This is a genomic window from Segatella copri (genome assembly GCF_009494395.1).
GTDB lineage: Bacteria > Bacteroidota > Bacteroidia > Bacteroidales > Bacteroidaceae > Prevotella.
The window spans coordinates 33,223-49,489 of record NZ_VZCB01000060.1 but is presented as its reverse complement, the minus strand read 5'-3'; the positions used below and the strand labels follow the sequence as shown (position 1 = coordinate 49,489).

At 46.4% G+C, this 16,267-nt stretch carries 8 protein-coding genes; 6 read left to right on the top strand and 2 right to left on the bottom strand.

The genetic code is table 11. The annotated features are described in order from the left end of the window. Nucleotides 1–132 precede the first annotated feature (132 nt). From purL to F7D73_RS08015, 6 genes are all read left to right on the top strand, one after another. The gene (gene purL / locus F7D73_RS08040; protein ID WP_153123711.1) at nucleotides 133–3,858 is read left to right on the top strand and encodes a phosphoribosylformylglycinamidine synthase; all 3,726 of its coding nucleotides are present in this window, start codon (nucleotides 133–135) and stop codon (nucleotides 3,856–3,858) included. Nucleotides 3,859–3,862: 4 nt separating this feature from the next. After that, a complete protein-coding gene (locus F7D73_RS08035) occupies nucleotides 3,863–4,402 on the top strand; it encodes a chromate transporter (protein ID WP_153123710.1) in 540 nt (179 codons plus the stop codon). A gap of 97 nt (nucleotides 4,403–4,499) precedes the next feature. Next, on the top strand, nucleotides 4,500–5,072 hold the full coding sequence (locus F7D73_RS08030; protein WP_153123707.1) for a chromate transporter: 573 nt from the start codon (nucleotides 4,500–4,502) through the stop codon (nucleotides 5,070–5,072). 71 nt (nucleotides 5,073–5,143) lie between these two features. Then, a complete protein-coding gene (locus F7D73_RS08025) occupies nucleotides 5,144–6,877 on the top strand; it encodes an ATP-binding protein (protein ID WP_153123705.1) in 1,734 nt (577 codons plus the stop codon). A 238-nt stretch (nucleotides 6,878–7,115) separates the two neighbouring features. After that, nucleotides 7,116–9,557 carry an alpha-L-arabinofuranosidase C-terminal domain-containing protein gene (locus F7D73_RS08020; protein ID WP_153123703.1) on the top strand — a complete coding sequence of 814 codons (2,442 nt, stop codon included), beginning with the start codon at nucleotides 7,116–7,118 and terminating at the stop codon, nucleotides 9,555–9,557. Nucleotides 9,558–10,153: 596 nt separating this feature from the next. Next, nucleotides 10,154–10,693 (top strand): DUF481 domain-containing protein, encoded by a 540-nt coding sequence (locus F7D73_RS08015; RefSeq protein WP_153123701.1) that lies wholly within the window; start codon nucleotides 10,154–10,156, stop codon nucleotides 10,691–10,693. Nucleotides 10,694–11,969: 1,276 nt separating this feature from the next. Here F7D73_RS08015 and F7D73_RS08010 read toward each other — a convergent pair. Further along, the gene (locus F7D73_RS08010; RefSeq protein ID WP_228117671.1) at nucleotides 11,970–12,950 is read right to left on the bottom strand and encodes a family 43 glycosylhydrolase; all 981 of its coding nucleotides are present in this window, start codon (nucleotides 12,948–12,950) and stop codon (nucleotides 11,970–11,972) included. 110 nt (nucleotides 12,951–13,060) lie between these two features. Beyond that, nucleotides 13,061–15,712, bottom strand: a complete 2,652-nt coding sequence (locus F7D73_RS08005; protein ID WP_153123698.1) for a glycoside hydrolase family 43 protein — start codon at nucleotides 15,710–15,712, stop codon at nucleotides 13,061–13,063. Between the last annotated feature and the right edge of the window lie 555 nt (nucleotides 15,713–16,267).

Below are 16,267 nucleotides of genomic sequence, written 5' to 3'. Positions count from 1 at the left end.
TAGTTTTTTACAAGGGGAAAGCATTAACTAACTATAAAAATACGAGCAAAGGCTTTGTATTTCCAAAATTTAGCGCTATCTTTGCAACCGAAAGAAAAATAAATACATTAACATAATAAAAAGAGAAATAGTATGATTCTTTTTTTCAGAACTCCATCTAAGAGTGTGATTGCGACCGAGATTGATCACAAACCATCTCAGGACGAAATCAATGAACTTTGTTGGCTTTATGGTGACGCGACTTTAGAGGACGCCCAGCAGTTGCAGGGCTTCTATGTCGGTCCACGCCGTGAAATGATTACTCCTTGGAGTACGAATGCCGTTGAGATTACTCAGAACATGAGTCTTAACGGCATTTCGCGTATCGAGGAGTACTTCCCTGTAGATAGCGAGGACGCTGAGCACGACCCTATGCTCCAGCGTATGTACAACGGTATCGGTCAGGATGTGTTCACCGTGAACCACCAGCCAGAACCTATCAAGTACGTCGATGACCTCGAGAAGTATAACGAGGAAGAGGGTCTTGCCCTCAGCGAGGACGAAATGGCTTATCTCCACAAGCTGGAGAAAGAGAACGGACGCCCTCTCACCGACAGCGAAATCTTCGGTTTCGCACAGATCAACTCAGAGCACTGCCGCCACAAGATCTTCGGCGGCCAGTTTATCATCGATGGTAAAGAGATGGAGTCTTCTCTCTTCAGCATGATCAAGAAGACCACTCAGGAGAACCCTAACAAGATTCTCTCTGCTTACAAGGACAACGTGGCTTTCTCTCAGGGTCCTGTTATCGAGCAGTTTGCTCCAGCCGATCAGACTACCAGCGATTTCTTCCAGGTGAAGGATATCGAGAGTGTTATCTCTCTGAAGGCTGAGACTCACAACTTCCCTACTACTGTAGAGCCTTTCAACGGTGCTGCTACCGGTACGGGTGGTGAAATCCGCGACCGTATGGGTGGTGGTGTAGGTTCATGGCCTATCGCAGGTACAGCCTGCTACATGACTGCTTATCCTCGCCTGAAGGATGACAACGGAAAGAGCGATGTTGAGCGCGACTGGGAAGACATCATGCCTGTTCGTAAGTGGCTCTATCAGACTCCTGAACAGATTCTGATCAAGGCTTCCAACGGTGCATCAGACTTCGGTAACAAGTTTGGTCAGCCTCTCATCACCGGTTCTGTGCTTACATTCGAGCACGAGGAGAATGGTGAGAAGTATGCATACGATAAGGTAATCATGCTTGCTGGTGGTGTAGGCTACGGCAAGAAGCGTGACTATAAGAAGGGTGAGCCACAGAAGGGCAACAAGGTTGTAGTAGTAGGTGGTGATAACTATCGCATCGGTCTTGGTGGTGGTTCTGTTTCTTCTGTAGATACAGGCCGTTACAGCAACGGTATCGAGTTGAACGCTGTTCAGCGTGCCAACCCTGAGATGCAGAAGCGTGCCTACAACCTGGTTCGTGCACTCGTTGAGAACGATGAGAACCCAGTAGTCAGCATCCACGACCACGGTTCAGCCGGTCACTTGAACTGTCTCTCTGAGTTGGTAGAAGAGTGCGGTGGCGAAATCGACATGTCTAAGTTGCCTATCGGCGACAAGACTTTGAGCGCTAAGGAAATCATCGCCAACGAGAGCCAGGAGCGCATGGGCTTGCTCATCGACGAGAAGTATATCAGCGAGGTTCAGAAGATTGCCGACCGTGAGCGTGCTCCAATGTACGTGGTTGGTGAGACTACTGGCGATGCTCACTTCAGCTTCAAGCAGGCTGACGGCGTGAAGCCATTCGACCTCGATGTAGCTCAGATGTTCGGTCATACTCCTAAGACTGTGATGGTGGATGAGACCGTAGAGCGTAAATATGAAGATGTAACTTATTCTGCAGATAACCTCGACGAGTACTTGCAGCGCGTTCTCCAGATGGAGGCTGTGGCTTGTAAGGATTGGTTGACCAACAAGGTTGACCGTTCCGTGACAGGTAAGATTGCCCGTCAGCAGGGTCAGGGTCAGATTCAGTTGCCACTCTCAGACTGTGGTGTCGTAGCACTCGACTACCGTGGCGAGAAGGGTATCGTAACAGCAATGGGTCATGCTCCTCAGGCTGGTCTTGCCGATCCTAAGGCAGGTTCAGTACTCTCTGTAGCAGAGTCATTGACTAATATCGTATGGGCTCCATTGGCAGATGGTATGGACAGCATCAGCCTCTCTGCTAACTGGATGTGGCCTTGCCGCAGCCAGAAGGGTGAGGATGCCCGTCTGTACGAGGGTGTGAAGGCATTGTCAGACTTCTGCTGCGCCATCCACGTGAACGTACCAACAGGTAAGGACTCTCTCTCTTTGACCCAGCAGTATCCTAACGGCGAGAAGATCATCGCTCCTGGTACCGTTATCGTCAGTGCCGGCGGTGAGGTTTCAGATGTCAAGAAGGTGGTTAGCCCAGTTCTCGTTAACGACAAGAACTCTAGCCTCTATCATATCGACTTCAGCTTCGACGAGCAGCGCCTCGGTGGTTCTGCCTTCGCACAGAGCCTGGGCAAGGTGGGCAGCGATGTTCCTACCGTGAAGAACCCAGAATACTTCGTTGACTGCTTCAACGCTGTACAGGAACTCATTAACCGTGGTTGGGTAATGGCTGGTCACGATATCAGTGCCGGTGGTTTGATTACAACTCTCCTCGAGATGACATTCGCCAACGTAGAGGGTGGTATGAAGATCAACCTCCACGACATCGCAGATGCCGACATCATCAAGACTCTCTTCGCAGAGAACCCAGGTGTTGTCATCCAGGTAAGCGATGCTCACAAGGACGAGTTGAAGGCATTCTTCGATGAGAACGGTATCGGTTATGCCAAGATTGGTTATCCAGCTCCTGAGCTCCGCAAGATTATCATCAAGAAGGAAGGCTTCGAGCACGAGTTCGATATCGATGCATTACGTGATGACTGGTATAAGACATCTTACCTCCTCGACCGCAAGCAGAGCATGAACGGTATGGCTAAGAAGCGTTACACCAACTATAAGAAGCAGCCTATCGAGATGAACTTCGGTTACGGCTTCAAGGGAACTCTTGCTAGCTACAGCCTCGACGCTAACCGTCGCAAGCCATCAGGCATCAAGGCAGCTATCATCCGTGAGAAGGGTACCAATGGTGAGCGTGAGATGGCATACTCTATGTATCTCGCCGGCTTCGATGTAAAGGATGTGATGATGACCGACTTGATTTCCGGTCGTGAGACCTTGGAAGATGTAAACTTCATCGTATTCTGCGGTGGTTTCTCTAACTCCGACGTTCTCGGTTCTGCCAAGGGTTGGGCTGGTGCATTCCTCTACAATCCTAAGGCTAAGGAGGCACTCGATAAGTTCTATGCCCGTGAGGATACCCTTTCACTCGGTATCTGCAACGGTTGCCAGCTGATGGTTGAGTTGAACCTCATCAATCCTGAGCACAAGCATCGTTCACACCTCTGCCACAACACATCCAAGAAGTTCGAGAGCACATTCCTCGGTTTGACTATTCCTCAGAACGACAGTGTGATGTTCGGTAGCCTGAGCGGTGATAAGCTCGGTATCTGGGTAGCTCACGGCGAGGGTCGTTTCTACTTGCCTGAGCCAGAGGATCACTACAACATCATTGCGAAGTACAACTACGCTGAGTATCCAGGTAATCCTAACGGCAGTGACTACAATGTAGCAGGTATCTGCTCTGCAGATGGTCGCCACTTGGCTATGATGCCACACTTGGAGCGTGCCATCTTCCCATGGCAGAACGCCTGGTATCCAGCTGATCGCCACAACGACGAGGTAACTCCTTGGATTGAGGCATTTGTCAATGCACGTCAGTGGATTGAAGAAAGAGTAAAGTAAATAAATGAAATATACAGATTTATTTAAGACATTCATGAAGATTGGCATAGTCACCTTTGGTGGTGGCTATGCCATGATTCCTATTATAGAATCCGAAGTCGTCGACAAGCATCATTGGATGACGAAGGAGGAATTTCTGGATGCCATCGCTACTACCCAGGTTTGTCCGGGGGCCTTGGCCATCAACATGAGTTCCCTGCTCGGATATAAGTTGGCAAAGACACCGGGAGCCATCGTCTGCACCCTCGGCGCTTCGTTGCCATCCTTCCTTATTATCCTGGCGATAGCCATGTTTTTCCATCAGTTTGAAGACAACAAGGTGATTGCTGCCATGTTTGCAGGCATCCGTCCTGCCGTCGTGGCATTGATAGCCGTTCCTACGTTCTCACTTGCCAAGAGTGCCGGAATTTCGCTTGTCAACTGCTGGATTCCTATCCTGTCAGCCCTCCTGATATGGCTTCTGGGCGTCAACCCAATCTGGATTATTATCGCTGCTGCCGTAGGTGGATACATCTATGGACAGTTTATCCAGCCAACGGAGTAAAGTTTAATGTACAATGTATAATTAATAATGTATAGAAGCCTCCGAGGCAAAGGCGTAAGCCTCATTGTTAATTATCAATTATCAATTATTAATTGAAATGATATTTCTTCAGCTTTTCATCGTATTCCTTCAGATAGGCATCTTCGGATTCGGAGGTGGCTATTCCATGATTTCCCTGATCCAGGGACAGGTAGTTACGCAGTATCATTGGATGACGATGCAAGAGTTTACCGATGTGGTTGCCATCTCTCAGATGACACCGGGTCCTATCGGTATCAACGCCGCCACCTATTGTGGCTATACAGCAGTCCATAATGCCGGCATGAGTGGCATGATGGCTGTACTCGGAAGTGCCATGGCAACCTTTGCGTTGGTTCTCCCATCCTTTGTTTTGATGATTCTTATCAGCAAGATGCTGTACAAGTATATGAACACCTCAGCCGTTCAGAGCATCTTCATCGGTCTTCGCCCAGCCATTGTCGGTCTGGTAGGAGCCGCAGCCCTGCTTCTGATGAATGGCGAGAACTTCTCTACACCAGCCAATCCCTGGCATTTCTACATCTCCATCGCCCTCTTTTTTGCCACCTTTATCGGCGTAAAAGTGATGAAGATCAATCCTATCCGCATGATACTCTACTCGGCTTTTGCCGGATTAGTATTACTATATTAAACAAAATCTTTCGATTTTATTTGGTAGTAATAAATAAAAATCGTACATTTGCAACCAAAAGGAGATAGACCATGACATACTCACAGGCAGATATTACCGTTCCATACGCTGTGGCGAACTTTGCAGAGATTCGCCACAAGGGATATTATTATGTGGACAAGACCAACTATATTCCACTGCTTGAGCGTTACAAAGCACCAGTTTTTCTCCGTCCTCGCAGATTCGGAAAGAGTCTGCTCGTTTCCATGTTGGCTCACTATTACGACCGTAACATGGCAACACAATTCAAAGATTTGTTTGGTGGAACTTGGATTGGCGAACACCCAACAAACGAGCACAACCAATATCTCGTTGTAAGATATGACTTTTCCACAACTTCCGTTGCCAGCAAGAAGGAAGACATCGAGAAGAACTTCAACGCCGTGAATTGCAGTCCACTCCGTACATTGGTGGAACGCAACAGAGACCTTTTTGGAGATTTCAGGTTCAGAGAGGATGGCAATGCCTCCAACATGTTGGTTGAAGTATGCGAGTTTATCTCTTCCCATAATCTTCCACCTCTTTATATATTAATAGATGAATACGACAACTTTACCAACCAGCTACTAGTTGTCTATAAGGACTCGCTGTACCAGGACCTGACCACAGGGGAAAGTTTCCTACGAACATTCTTCAAGGTTATCAAGGCAGGCATTGGCGAAGGTACCATCCGCACCTGCTTCTGCACAGGAGTACTGCCTGTCACCATGGATGACTTAACCAGTGGCTATAACATCGCAGAGATGTTGACTCTGAAGCCGGAATTTACCAATCTATTGGGCTTTACCCATGAGGAAGCAGCCCAATATCTGAAGTATGTCATCAATAAATATGGCCCTCAAGCCTCTTTCGAGGAATTATGGACTCTGATACTCAACAATTATGACGGTTACCACTTTTTACCAAATGCAGAACCATTATTTAACTCTACCATTCTGACTTACTTCCTCAAGAACTTTGCTGAACTGAAAGGCGGCATCCCTACGGAAATGGTAGATGAGAACCTGCGCACTGACACTAGTTGGATAAGAAGATTGACCATCACGCTTGACAATGCCAAAGAAATGCTCGACAGCCTGTTGATGGATGGAGAATTGTACTATTCACAAGCCGATTTACGCAGCAAGTTCAACAAGCAAAAGTTCTTCTCCCCAGAGTTCTACCCTATCAGCCTCTACTACTTGGGTATGACCACCCTGAAGGACAATTACAAAATGGCTTTGCCAAACTTGACGACCAAGAGTGTATATATGAGTTACTACAACGAATTGAATAGTATCAGCGACAATGCCCGTAAGTTTGTTCCTGCATACGAGGCATTTGTCAGAGACAGAGAACTAGAGCCATTATTCCATAACTATGTTAAGGAATACTTAGGTCAGCTTCCAGCCCAAGCCTTTGACAAGATGAACGAGAATTTCATTCGCTGTTCATTTTTCGAGTTACTGAGCCGCTACTTGAGCAATTGCTATACATTCGCCATCGAACAGAACTTGCCATCAGGTCGTGCTGACTTAGTGCTGACCGGCATTTCTGGCACATCATTCCATAACGACTGCCGCATCATTGAGTTTAAATATTACAAGTCTAAAGACGCAGGCATTGTTGATAATTTGGAAGAGGCACGCTTAGAAGACGGCAAACAAGTGAAGGCTTATGCCGCAGATATGCAGAAAGCCTTTCCTCACTATCAGACAAAAGCATACGTAGCTTATATTGTAGGGAACAAGACTTGCAAGATTTTTAAAGTGAATAGCAATGATTGATTATAGCAACCAATATGAAAGGTTAAATAAACATTATCAATGTAAATCGACAAAAAGGTGGATTTTCATCAGAAAATCCACCTTTTACACTATATTTCGCATTTTGTCCACCTGTTTCTTGTGCATTTTGTGTACTTTTGCAACTGTGTATTAATAGCCGCATGGATTCAGGCTAAGCTTGATTTCATGCCACCAACAAGAAATAAAATAAACAAACCTAAGAATAAAAAATAAACAAATGAATAAGAAAAGACAGATTTTGCTTTCGGCTGTGCTCGCCACAACATTGGCAGCCAATGCCCAGGTAACCATCAACGTAGATGCCTCTAACCCAGGCATCAAGGTATCTCCTAACCTCTATGGTATCTTCTTCGAGGATATCAACCATGCTGCCGATGGCGGTCTCTATGCCGAACTCATCAGCAACCGCTCCTTTGAGGATGACGACAAGAACATCCCTACCTGGAAAACTGCGGCTCAGAAAGGTGCAAAGATCCAGACACAACTCATCAACAAGGGTCTACTCAACAATGCACAGGGCAAGGCACTACAGCTTACCATCGCTGCCAAGCCTGCTGCCACAGCCTCTCTCATCAACGAAGGTTTCTGGGGCATCAACGCCGTACAGGGCAGAACCTACAAGCTCTCTTTCTGGGCAAAGGGTAGCTACAAGGGCGGATTGAAGGCTCGCCTCACCAACACCCAGGGCGACAAGGTGTATGCAGAAACATCCCTCAATGCCAAGGTAGGCAAGAAGTGGACCAAATATACGGCTGAACTTACAGCCAATGCCAACGATGCGAAAGCACAGTTCGAACTCGTAGCCGACGGAAAGGGTACCATCGTTCTCGACGTGGTAAGCCTCTTCCCTCCTACTTTCAAGAATCGCGAGAATGGCTTGCGCCCTGATTTGGCTCAGCTTCTCTATAACATCCATCCTAAGTTCGTCCGTTTCCCTGGCGGTTGCTACGTAGAGGGACAGGAGTCTCCTGAGAATGCTTTCCACTGGGAGAAGACCATCGGTCCTATCGAGGAACGTCCGGGTCATAAGAACGTAAACTGGCGCTACCGTACCAGCGACGGTATGGGATTCGATGAGTATCTGCAGTTGGCTGAGGATTTGAACGCCAAGCCTCTCTATGTTGTAAACGTAGGTTTGTGGCACGGCGGTATGACTCCAGTGGATAGCATCCAGCCTTGGATTGACGAGTGCATGAATGCCCTGGAGTATGCCAATGGTCCTGTTACCTCCAAGTATGGTGCGCTGCGTGCCAAGAACGGTCATCCGGAACCATACAACATCGAGTATCTGGAGATTGGTAATGAGAACAACCAGCCAGACCCTGCCGCACAGAGCGACCACTACTACGAGCGCTTCAAGAAGTTCAAGGATGCCGTATTGGCGAAATATCCAAAGATGCACCTCATCGGTAACGTGGTGGCTTGGGGCGATGACAACCCTAAGTGGGAAAGCAACGAGAGCGTAGAGCTGCTCGACGAGCACTACTACAGAAACCCTGCCTGGTTTGCCGAGAACTTCAACAAGTATGACAACTACGACCGCAAGGGCAGCAAGATTTATGTAGGTGAATATGCCGTAACCCAGGGCTTCGGCAATATGGGTTCGCTCGATGCAGCACTCGGTGAGGCTGTCTATATGATGGGCATCGAGAACAATTCTGACATCGTGACCATGGCATCCTACGCTCCTATCTTCGCCAACCTCAACAACCGCATGTGGGCACCGGATATGATTCAATATACATCTGATAAGGTATTCGGAACTCCATCTTACTACGTTCAGAACGTGATGGCAAACAACATCGGTACCCGTGTACTGAAGGTGAACCAGGAGAATCCATACAAGTATGAGCAGACTCAGGTGAAGCCAACCATCTGCCGTGTAGGTATGGGAACATGGGGCACTCAGGTTTCTTTTGAGGACAAGGGCTACAGTGATGAGAACGGCAAGGCGCTGCCGATGACCTTGCAGGAGTTGCCTACCGATATCCGTGGACAATGGAAGGCAGACGGCAACCTCATCAAGCAGACCAGCAACGAAGAGAGCTGCATCCGTCTGAACCCAGGCGAAATTACCAGCAACGGTTATATATACAAGGTACGCGCGAAGAAGGATGCCGGCAACGAGGGTTTCCTCATCATCTTCAACTACGTGGATAAGAACAACTACTGCTGGTTGAACCTTGGTGGCTGGAACAATACCCAGCATGGTGTGGAGTCTATCGTGAATGGTGCCAAGAGTCAGATTGCTACCTGCCCAGGCAAGATTGAAACCGGCAAGTGGTACGATATCGAGCTGAAGGTGGTAGGCGACAGCATCTTCGCCAAGTTGGATGGCAAGGAAGTATTCGCCACCAAGTTGAAGGCAAACACCCTTCCTGGCATCTTCTCTACAGCAACACTCGATGAGCAGACGGGCGAGGTAATCCTGAAGATTGCCAACACCAGTACCGAGCACACCACAGCGAAGATTAATCTTCAGGGCAAGGAAATCAAGGCTGGCAAGCTCATCCGTCTTTCTGCAAAGAACGGTCTGGAGGAGAACACCATCGACAATCCTACCAACATCTATCCTGTAGAAAACTACGTAACTACAGAGAAGAATGGTGCAACGGTAGAAATTCCAGCCAGCTCGCTGAATATCATCCGTTTGAAATAAACAAAATACGTCTAGGGCATTAAGCCCTAGACAACTCCATCATATGATCCATTTTGAATAGTTGATAAGATAGTTAGTTAAAAAGAGAAGGCGGCAACCTGCGTGATGCAGTTTGCCGCCTCGTTTTTTATGATTGTCTATCACCTTAAAACTTATTTTACTGTCAACTTATAAGTTTTGCGCACAAAATTTTGGTAATTGAAAATAAAAGTTGTATTTTTGCACGATATTAATAGTAAATTATATTGAGACAATGCAAAAATACAAGAATTTGAGTAAATGCTTAATGGTCATTCTTGGCTTGACCATAGCATTTTTTATTGGAAACTTGATTATCGATGCCATATTCAATGATAGTATTGAATGGAAGACATCGTTATTCAAAGCTATTATAGCTGTATGTATCATTTATATCCTTAAATACTTTGAAAAAGTGTTTCTAAGGAAATAAAAACGTTCAAAATATCATAAAAGATACGGAGAATGGCTACACCCGTAGCCATTTTTTCGTACTTTTGCTAGCGTTATCGTTCTTTAGACGCCATTATGACAAATGAGCTATCGGACTATATATTAATATTACAAGATAGATAATTATGAAGAAAAGTTTAATTCTAATCATGGGTGCCGCTACTTTGGCGATGCCTATGCACGCCCAAGAGGAAAGCAATGCCTCACATTACTCCATCTTAGACCATCTGACGTTTGATCTCGATGCTAGCGTGGGAATGGAGAACAAAGGTATGACACCTACTACTTTGAACTTCGCCCTTGGCTATCAACTTACCCCACGCTTCTTCGCCTTCGCCAAAACTGAAGGTAGCATCAACCTCTACAAGAAAGATGATGTGAAGACTTATTTCAAGAGCCAAACTTTAGGTGGTGGACTGGGCTTCAAACTCTTCAACCCTAAGACTACCGCACAAGGGGTAGATCTTCGTCTCTCCGTAACCAATACTATCGGAAATGCCGACTGGAAATACACCTCCTATAATGCTGATCTCATCCTCTATCCGAACTGCAAGAAGAGTAGAAGTGTTCCCTATATCGGACTAGGTTTCAGACACATTAATTCTCACACCTCAGGATTATCCAATTGGAATGGCATCACTGGAACCATCGGTTTCAGATTCTAGAGATTACGCCTTCAATACAATATAAAAGTAAGTTGGCATTTTTTGCGAAAGAGGGTGCGTCATGGACTTATGGCACACCCTCTTTTCCTGCACTATCGTCTATTTAAAAGATCACCAATCAAAACAATTTTGAAAAATGATGGAGACATCCTATGGTGTTACCATTTTCAGTGCAAAGATACAACTTTTATCCAAAAGTCAAGGCTAAGCACCGTCACATGAGAAAGATTTTATTTCATACGGTGTCTTCTACGCTGAAATTCTATGGCATATTGTATCGGAGTCAGGATAACGCATGATAAAATACGGCTTTGAGTCGATTTAAAAGGCTAAAAAAGAAGTGTCTACTCTTCCAGTTTTATAAAAACTTTAGCGTCTACTTTTTCAGGATGTAAAGATTGTCAATATAAACTAGGAATAAGAGGAAAGTTTGACAAGTAGAATTAGGAATAGAGAAAATAATTGTCAACTTACAATAGGAATAAGGAACTATGTAGTCAACTAAATATAGGAAACCACATAGAAACAAATGCACATAAGGTGGTCTTTCAGAGCACATTAAGCGGTCTGTCCGTGCCCGCCAAGTGGGCACTCAGGGACCAAGTTACGGGCATCGACAGACCAAGTTACGGGCACTCATTGCCCGTACTGCGGGCATCGAGCGCCCAAAGTGCCGGACGTTTTTTGGGCATTTTTTGCGTGTCGGCGGCTTCGCTATTATGCATGATGCGTTATGAGGATTTCGTGATGCTTTTATGCTGATTTGGTGATACTACTATGCCAATTTCATGATACTTCGATGATACTTTGAGACTTTTTTCACGAAAAAACTTTTTTTGTATGCGTATAAACTCGACGGAAAATCTAAAAAGTATCTGATATGAAACCTTATAGATTCCCCAAAAATTACGCCCCGACGTAGACTTTATTACATGGCGACGTAATCTTTCCTACGTCCCGATGCAGAGTTTTCTACATCGCCATGTAACTTCAAGGGCGTCGGGAGAAAAACAAAAGTATAGTTTTAGAACCTGATAAATTCATCATATAAACAAATCATCCAGAGTTACTGAAGCCCTGAATATATCGGAGTACTCATTACTCACCAGCTCAGAATTTCCCACATAATCATACTCAATTAGATGCAGCAAATATACGACAAATTTCGGAAATAGCGAAAGAAAATAGCGTTTATTTCGCTACAAAACCGACTTTTTACCGTTCGTAGCGGAATAAACGCTATTTTAACTCTATTTTAACACTAAGCTAATATATCTTATTCTAGCGTCAGCCACCCATCTTCCGTCCAGTTGATTCGCTTCTGGACCAGGATGCTGGCGCCATTCTTGGCGATGCTGTAACCATGGCAGAAGAAGAAATCACCATCAGGGAAGGAGTAGGCAGAGCAATGGCCCATCGCCTCATATTCCTTCTTGTCACCTTCCAGCAGCAGGGTGCCACCACCCTCTCGCATATCCTTACCCGTCTTGTCCAAATAAGGACCGGAAACCTTCTTGCTTCTGCCTACGGCAACACGATAGGTACTCTTCATCCCCTGGCAGCAGTAATCCCAACTGACGAAGAGATAGTAATAACCACCATGCTTCATGATGAATGGAGCCTCGATGGCATTGGTGCCGGCATCCTTGGAAGTAGGATTGGTAGGCACATCAATCTGATTGAGTGCATAACGGCGGGCAATGGTCTGAGGCTTGGCGCCCTTCTTCACATGCATCGTCTTCTTGTCCAGCGGAATGAGCTGGATGCCATCCCAAAAAGACCCCCAGGTAAGCCAAGGCTTGCCCTTCTCATCTATCACGAAATTAGGATCGATGGCATTCCAATTCACTTTTCCACCCTTTGAGACAATGAGACAACCCTCGTCTTTCCAACCATCGGTATCGGCTAAAGAAACATTGCTGAGCAATCCGATGGCAGAGGTGTTCTTGCCGAAGGTAGAACAGGAATAAGCCATATACCACTTGTTCTTATACTTGATGACATCAGGTGCCCAGGTATGACTCTCATAACCCGGCACACTATCATGGGTCCAGGCTGGGAAAGCACCACGCGCCTCGTCTTTCAACACACCCTGCGGATTCAAGGTCCAATGCTTGCGGTCGGTAGAAGTCATCTGCGCAATGCCATGCCCCGTGCAGTAGAGATAGTACTTGCCGTTCTCATAAGCCATCACGGGGTCGTGAACCATCGGAGTATCTACCACGACAGGCTCCTGAGGAGCATTCTGTGCCATCATCTGGCAACCGCCTTTTACAGCAGGAGCAGCAATCATCATTGCTGCTCCCAATAGTATTTTAGATAAATTCATCTTCTTTGTATTATACCTTATTATAATATATAAGAGAATTACTTGTTCACAAACTTTCTTCCATTTACAATCACTACACCCTTGTAGCTCTTGTCCACCAGCTGACCAGCGAGATTATACCACTTGCCGTCATTCTGCTTCTTCTGGATGACGATAGGAGCGATACCGGTATCAACGAGGCTAGAGCCGTCGATATAGGAATTCTCACCAGTAAAGAAGACATTGATCTTGGCTGGCTTGCCGCTGATGGTCGTAGAATATGAATAATGATATACCTTCTTGTCCTTGGTAGTAATCACAGCTGTCATCTTGAAAGTACCAGTAGCTGCATATTCCACGGTCATATCAACCAGAGAACCGTTCATATCCTGCACAAATGTATCCCAGTTGAAATCGCTGGTACATCCGATGTTGCCCCAGGAAATGTTCTCCCAGTTATCATTACGCAACATCACATACTCCTTATATCCAGCTGCACCATGAGCTACGTTGGAAACACCCAATACCCAACTCTTGAAATTATCTGTACCCACAGTATAGTTATAGAACTTGAACTGAGCCTTATTGCCAGCCTTCACAGTATAATCCTGACTCAGGTTGGTAGCATAGGCATTCGTAAGATTCTTCTGTGCAGAAACAGGATAATAAACCGGAGTAGTTTCCTCAGCATCAGCATCGATATTCAGGGAATAATCCTTCACATACTCATACTCATCCTTGCTGATTGTCATGGTCATAGTAACCTTGCCTTTACCGTTCACCTTGCCGTCATCGGTCAGGATAGAAGTATCGCTTGACTTCCAGGAGATATTAGCACCCATCTTGCCCTGAGTAGGCAGAGAAGGAGCCGCATTCAGGGTGGCACCGTCTGCGAATGGCAGAGTCAGATTATTGACTGTATATTTGATGGCAGCCTTGGCATCTGCCTTCACAGCCCAAACCTCCTGCTGATAGGTGAAGTTGTTCTGTCCCATAGTCAGGCTACCGCTTGATGAAGAGAGAGCAGAGATGGCGATGGCTGGGATATTGGTATAGTCGATGGTCTGATTAACCAGTACGCCACGATATACTACATCATTGATAGTCAGGTGGATGTAATCAGTACCAGCCGTACGCTTCCAGGTTCCCTTCTCGGCACCAGTGATGGTTCCATCGGCATTGAGAGTGATGTTCACAGGAGTCTCGAAAGCCTTTGCCTTGGTGTTCTGACCATACTGATGACGCATGAACTGATAGTCGCCTGCAATGTCAGCATCTGCGATAGATGCCTTGGAAGCGATAGCTGCATCGGTGATGGTCTCGCCGTCAAACTCAAATGGAGCTGCCATCAACCACCCCTCGTCATTGAGGAAGAGCTGATGAACACGAACCTGATGACCCTCGCCACCATTGCTGAAACGGGTGTGGTAAACCACGAAAGAACGGTTCTGCTTGTCTACGAACGCAGAGTTGTGACCCTGTGCTATTTCAGCACCGCTCATTGCATCCCACTGGTAACCGCCAAAGAGCAATACGCCACGGTTGTCGGCTGTGGTAGCACTATAGTTCATCTTATAACTCTTGAAGAGTGCCGATGTACCATAGCAGTCTACGTAAGGTCCGTCAGGATTCTCAGAACGGAAGATGCGCATCTGGTAACCGCCATCGCTTTTCAAGCCACCATAGCTCATGAAGAGGAAGTAGTACTTGCCTATCTTCTGAATATAGCTAGCCTCTCCCGATACATAATATCCACCCGCTATCTTCTTGCCGAAGTAAGGGTCGCTGGTGCAGTTGGCACTGGCAGCACCCGGAGTGGTGACCTTGCCATTCACCTCGTAAGGGAAGGTGTAGGTATAGTCGCGGAGACCATTGGTCTTATCCAACTTAATCATAAAGATACCACCCGACCAGGAGCCGTAGCTCATCCAGAGGTTGTCGTTGTCATCATAGAAGACGCATGGGTCGATACAGTTTGGCCAATAGGTTCCCCAACTCTTACCATTCTTATAACGAGTAGGAAGAGCGGTTTCGCCAGTGGCGATGGCATAGTCGGTATGCTTCCAGTCATCCGCAGCAGCGTATGAGTTATGAGCGTATGAGCCCTGGAAACCGGAGAAAACTACTGGTCCCTGATAAACCCAAGGTCCTTCGATGTTATCAGAAACAAAGCATACGATGGAAGAACACCAGTTTTCGCCATTCAGACTCATATACATACACCATTTCTTCATGGTTTTGTTATATACGATGTCTGGTGCCCACTGATTGCCCTGCACATTATAGCCTTTATACTGCCAGCCGTGGGCATTGAAGTTGCCGAACTTCACGTTCTCGCCCTTGCTGTTCTTCACTTCGGTGACAACATGCGACTGATAGGCAATGGAATAATTAACCAATGTGCCCTGCTTGTTGGCAAAGAGACTGTTCACATTGCCGGCAGCTTCCTCGCCCGCCTTGAACGAAGTCCATTCCTGGTAGTTGCTTGCCGCAGTGGTCTTGCCCCTACCCAGATGAGAACCATATATATAATAGGTAGGCGAGCTAGGGTTGGTGATGTCATCTACCACGATAGACGGGTCGTGGCAAACCACACGCTTACTATATGATCTCGACGTATAAGCATTCGTCAGGTCGTTGTCGCAGACCTGTGTCTGGGCAGTAGCACCGATGGCAGCAAGCCCCAACATAGAGAGTAATAATTTCTTCATAACTTGATTGAGTTTAATTATTGATTTGTAAAAAGAAAACCAAGACTTCTGATATGATGCAAAAAGGCAGACCTATGGGAATGTGTTTCCGCATAGGTCATGCCTTCTCATACTATTTCAAAAATCTCTTATCTGCGATGTGCACGTGAGTAATGCTTGCGGGCAGCAAATGATGAATTTGCGAAAGGAAGGTCGAATACGAGATGAGCCTTCTCTATAGTGAGCTTGAACGCCAGGTCATTGGCATCGATGTTGTTGATGCCATTATAGGTCTGGGTGTAGGTTACACCATTGTTGCCTATCATGGTTGCCTTGATGTTGGCTGTACCATTACCTACATTGGTTACAGAGAGCTGAACCTTGGCACCATCCATGGCTGTAAGCCAAGCACCCCAGTCTTCCCATGAGCAGGCATGAGTACATGCATCATATCCTGCACCCCAACCGTAGTTGTCGGCACGAACGGCAGCATACTCCTTATCGTTTGCCTTGTTGACAAGAACTGCTACGAAGTTGAACCAGTTAGAACCACCAGCTGTGTAGTTGACGAACTGA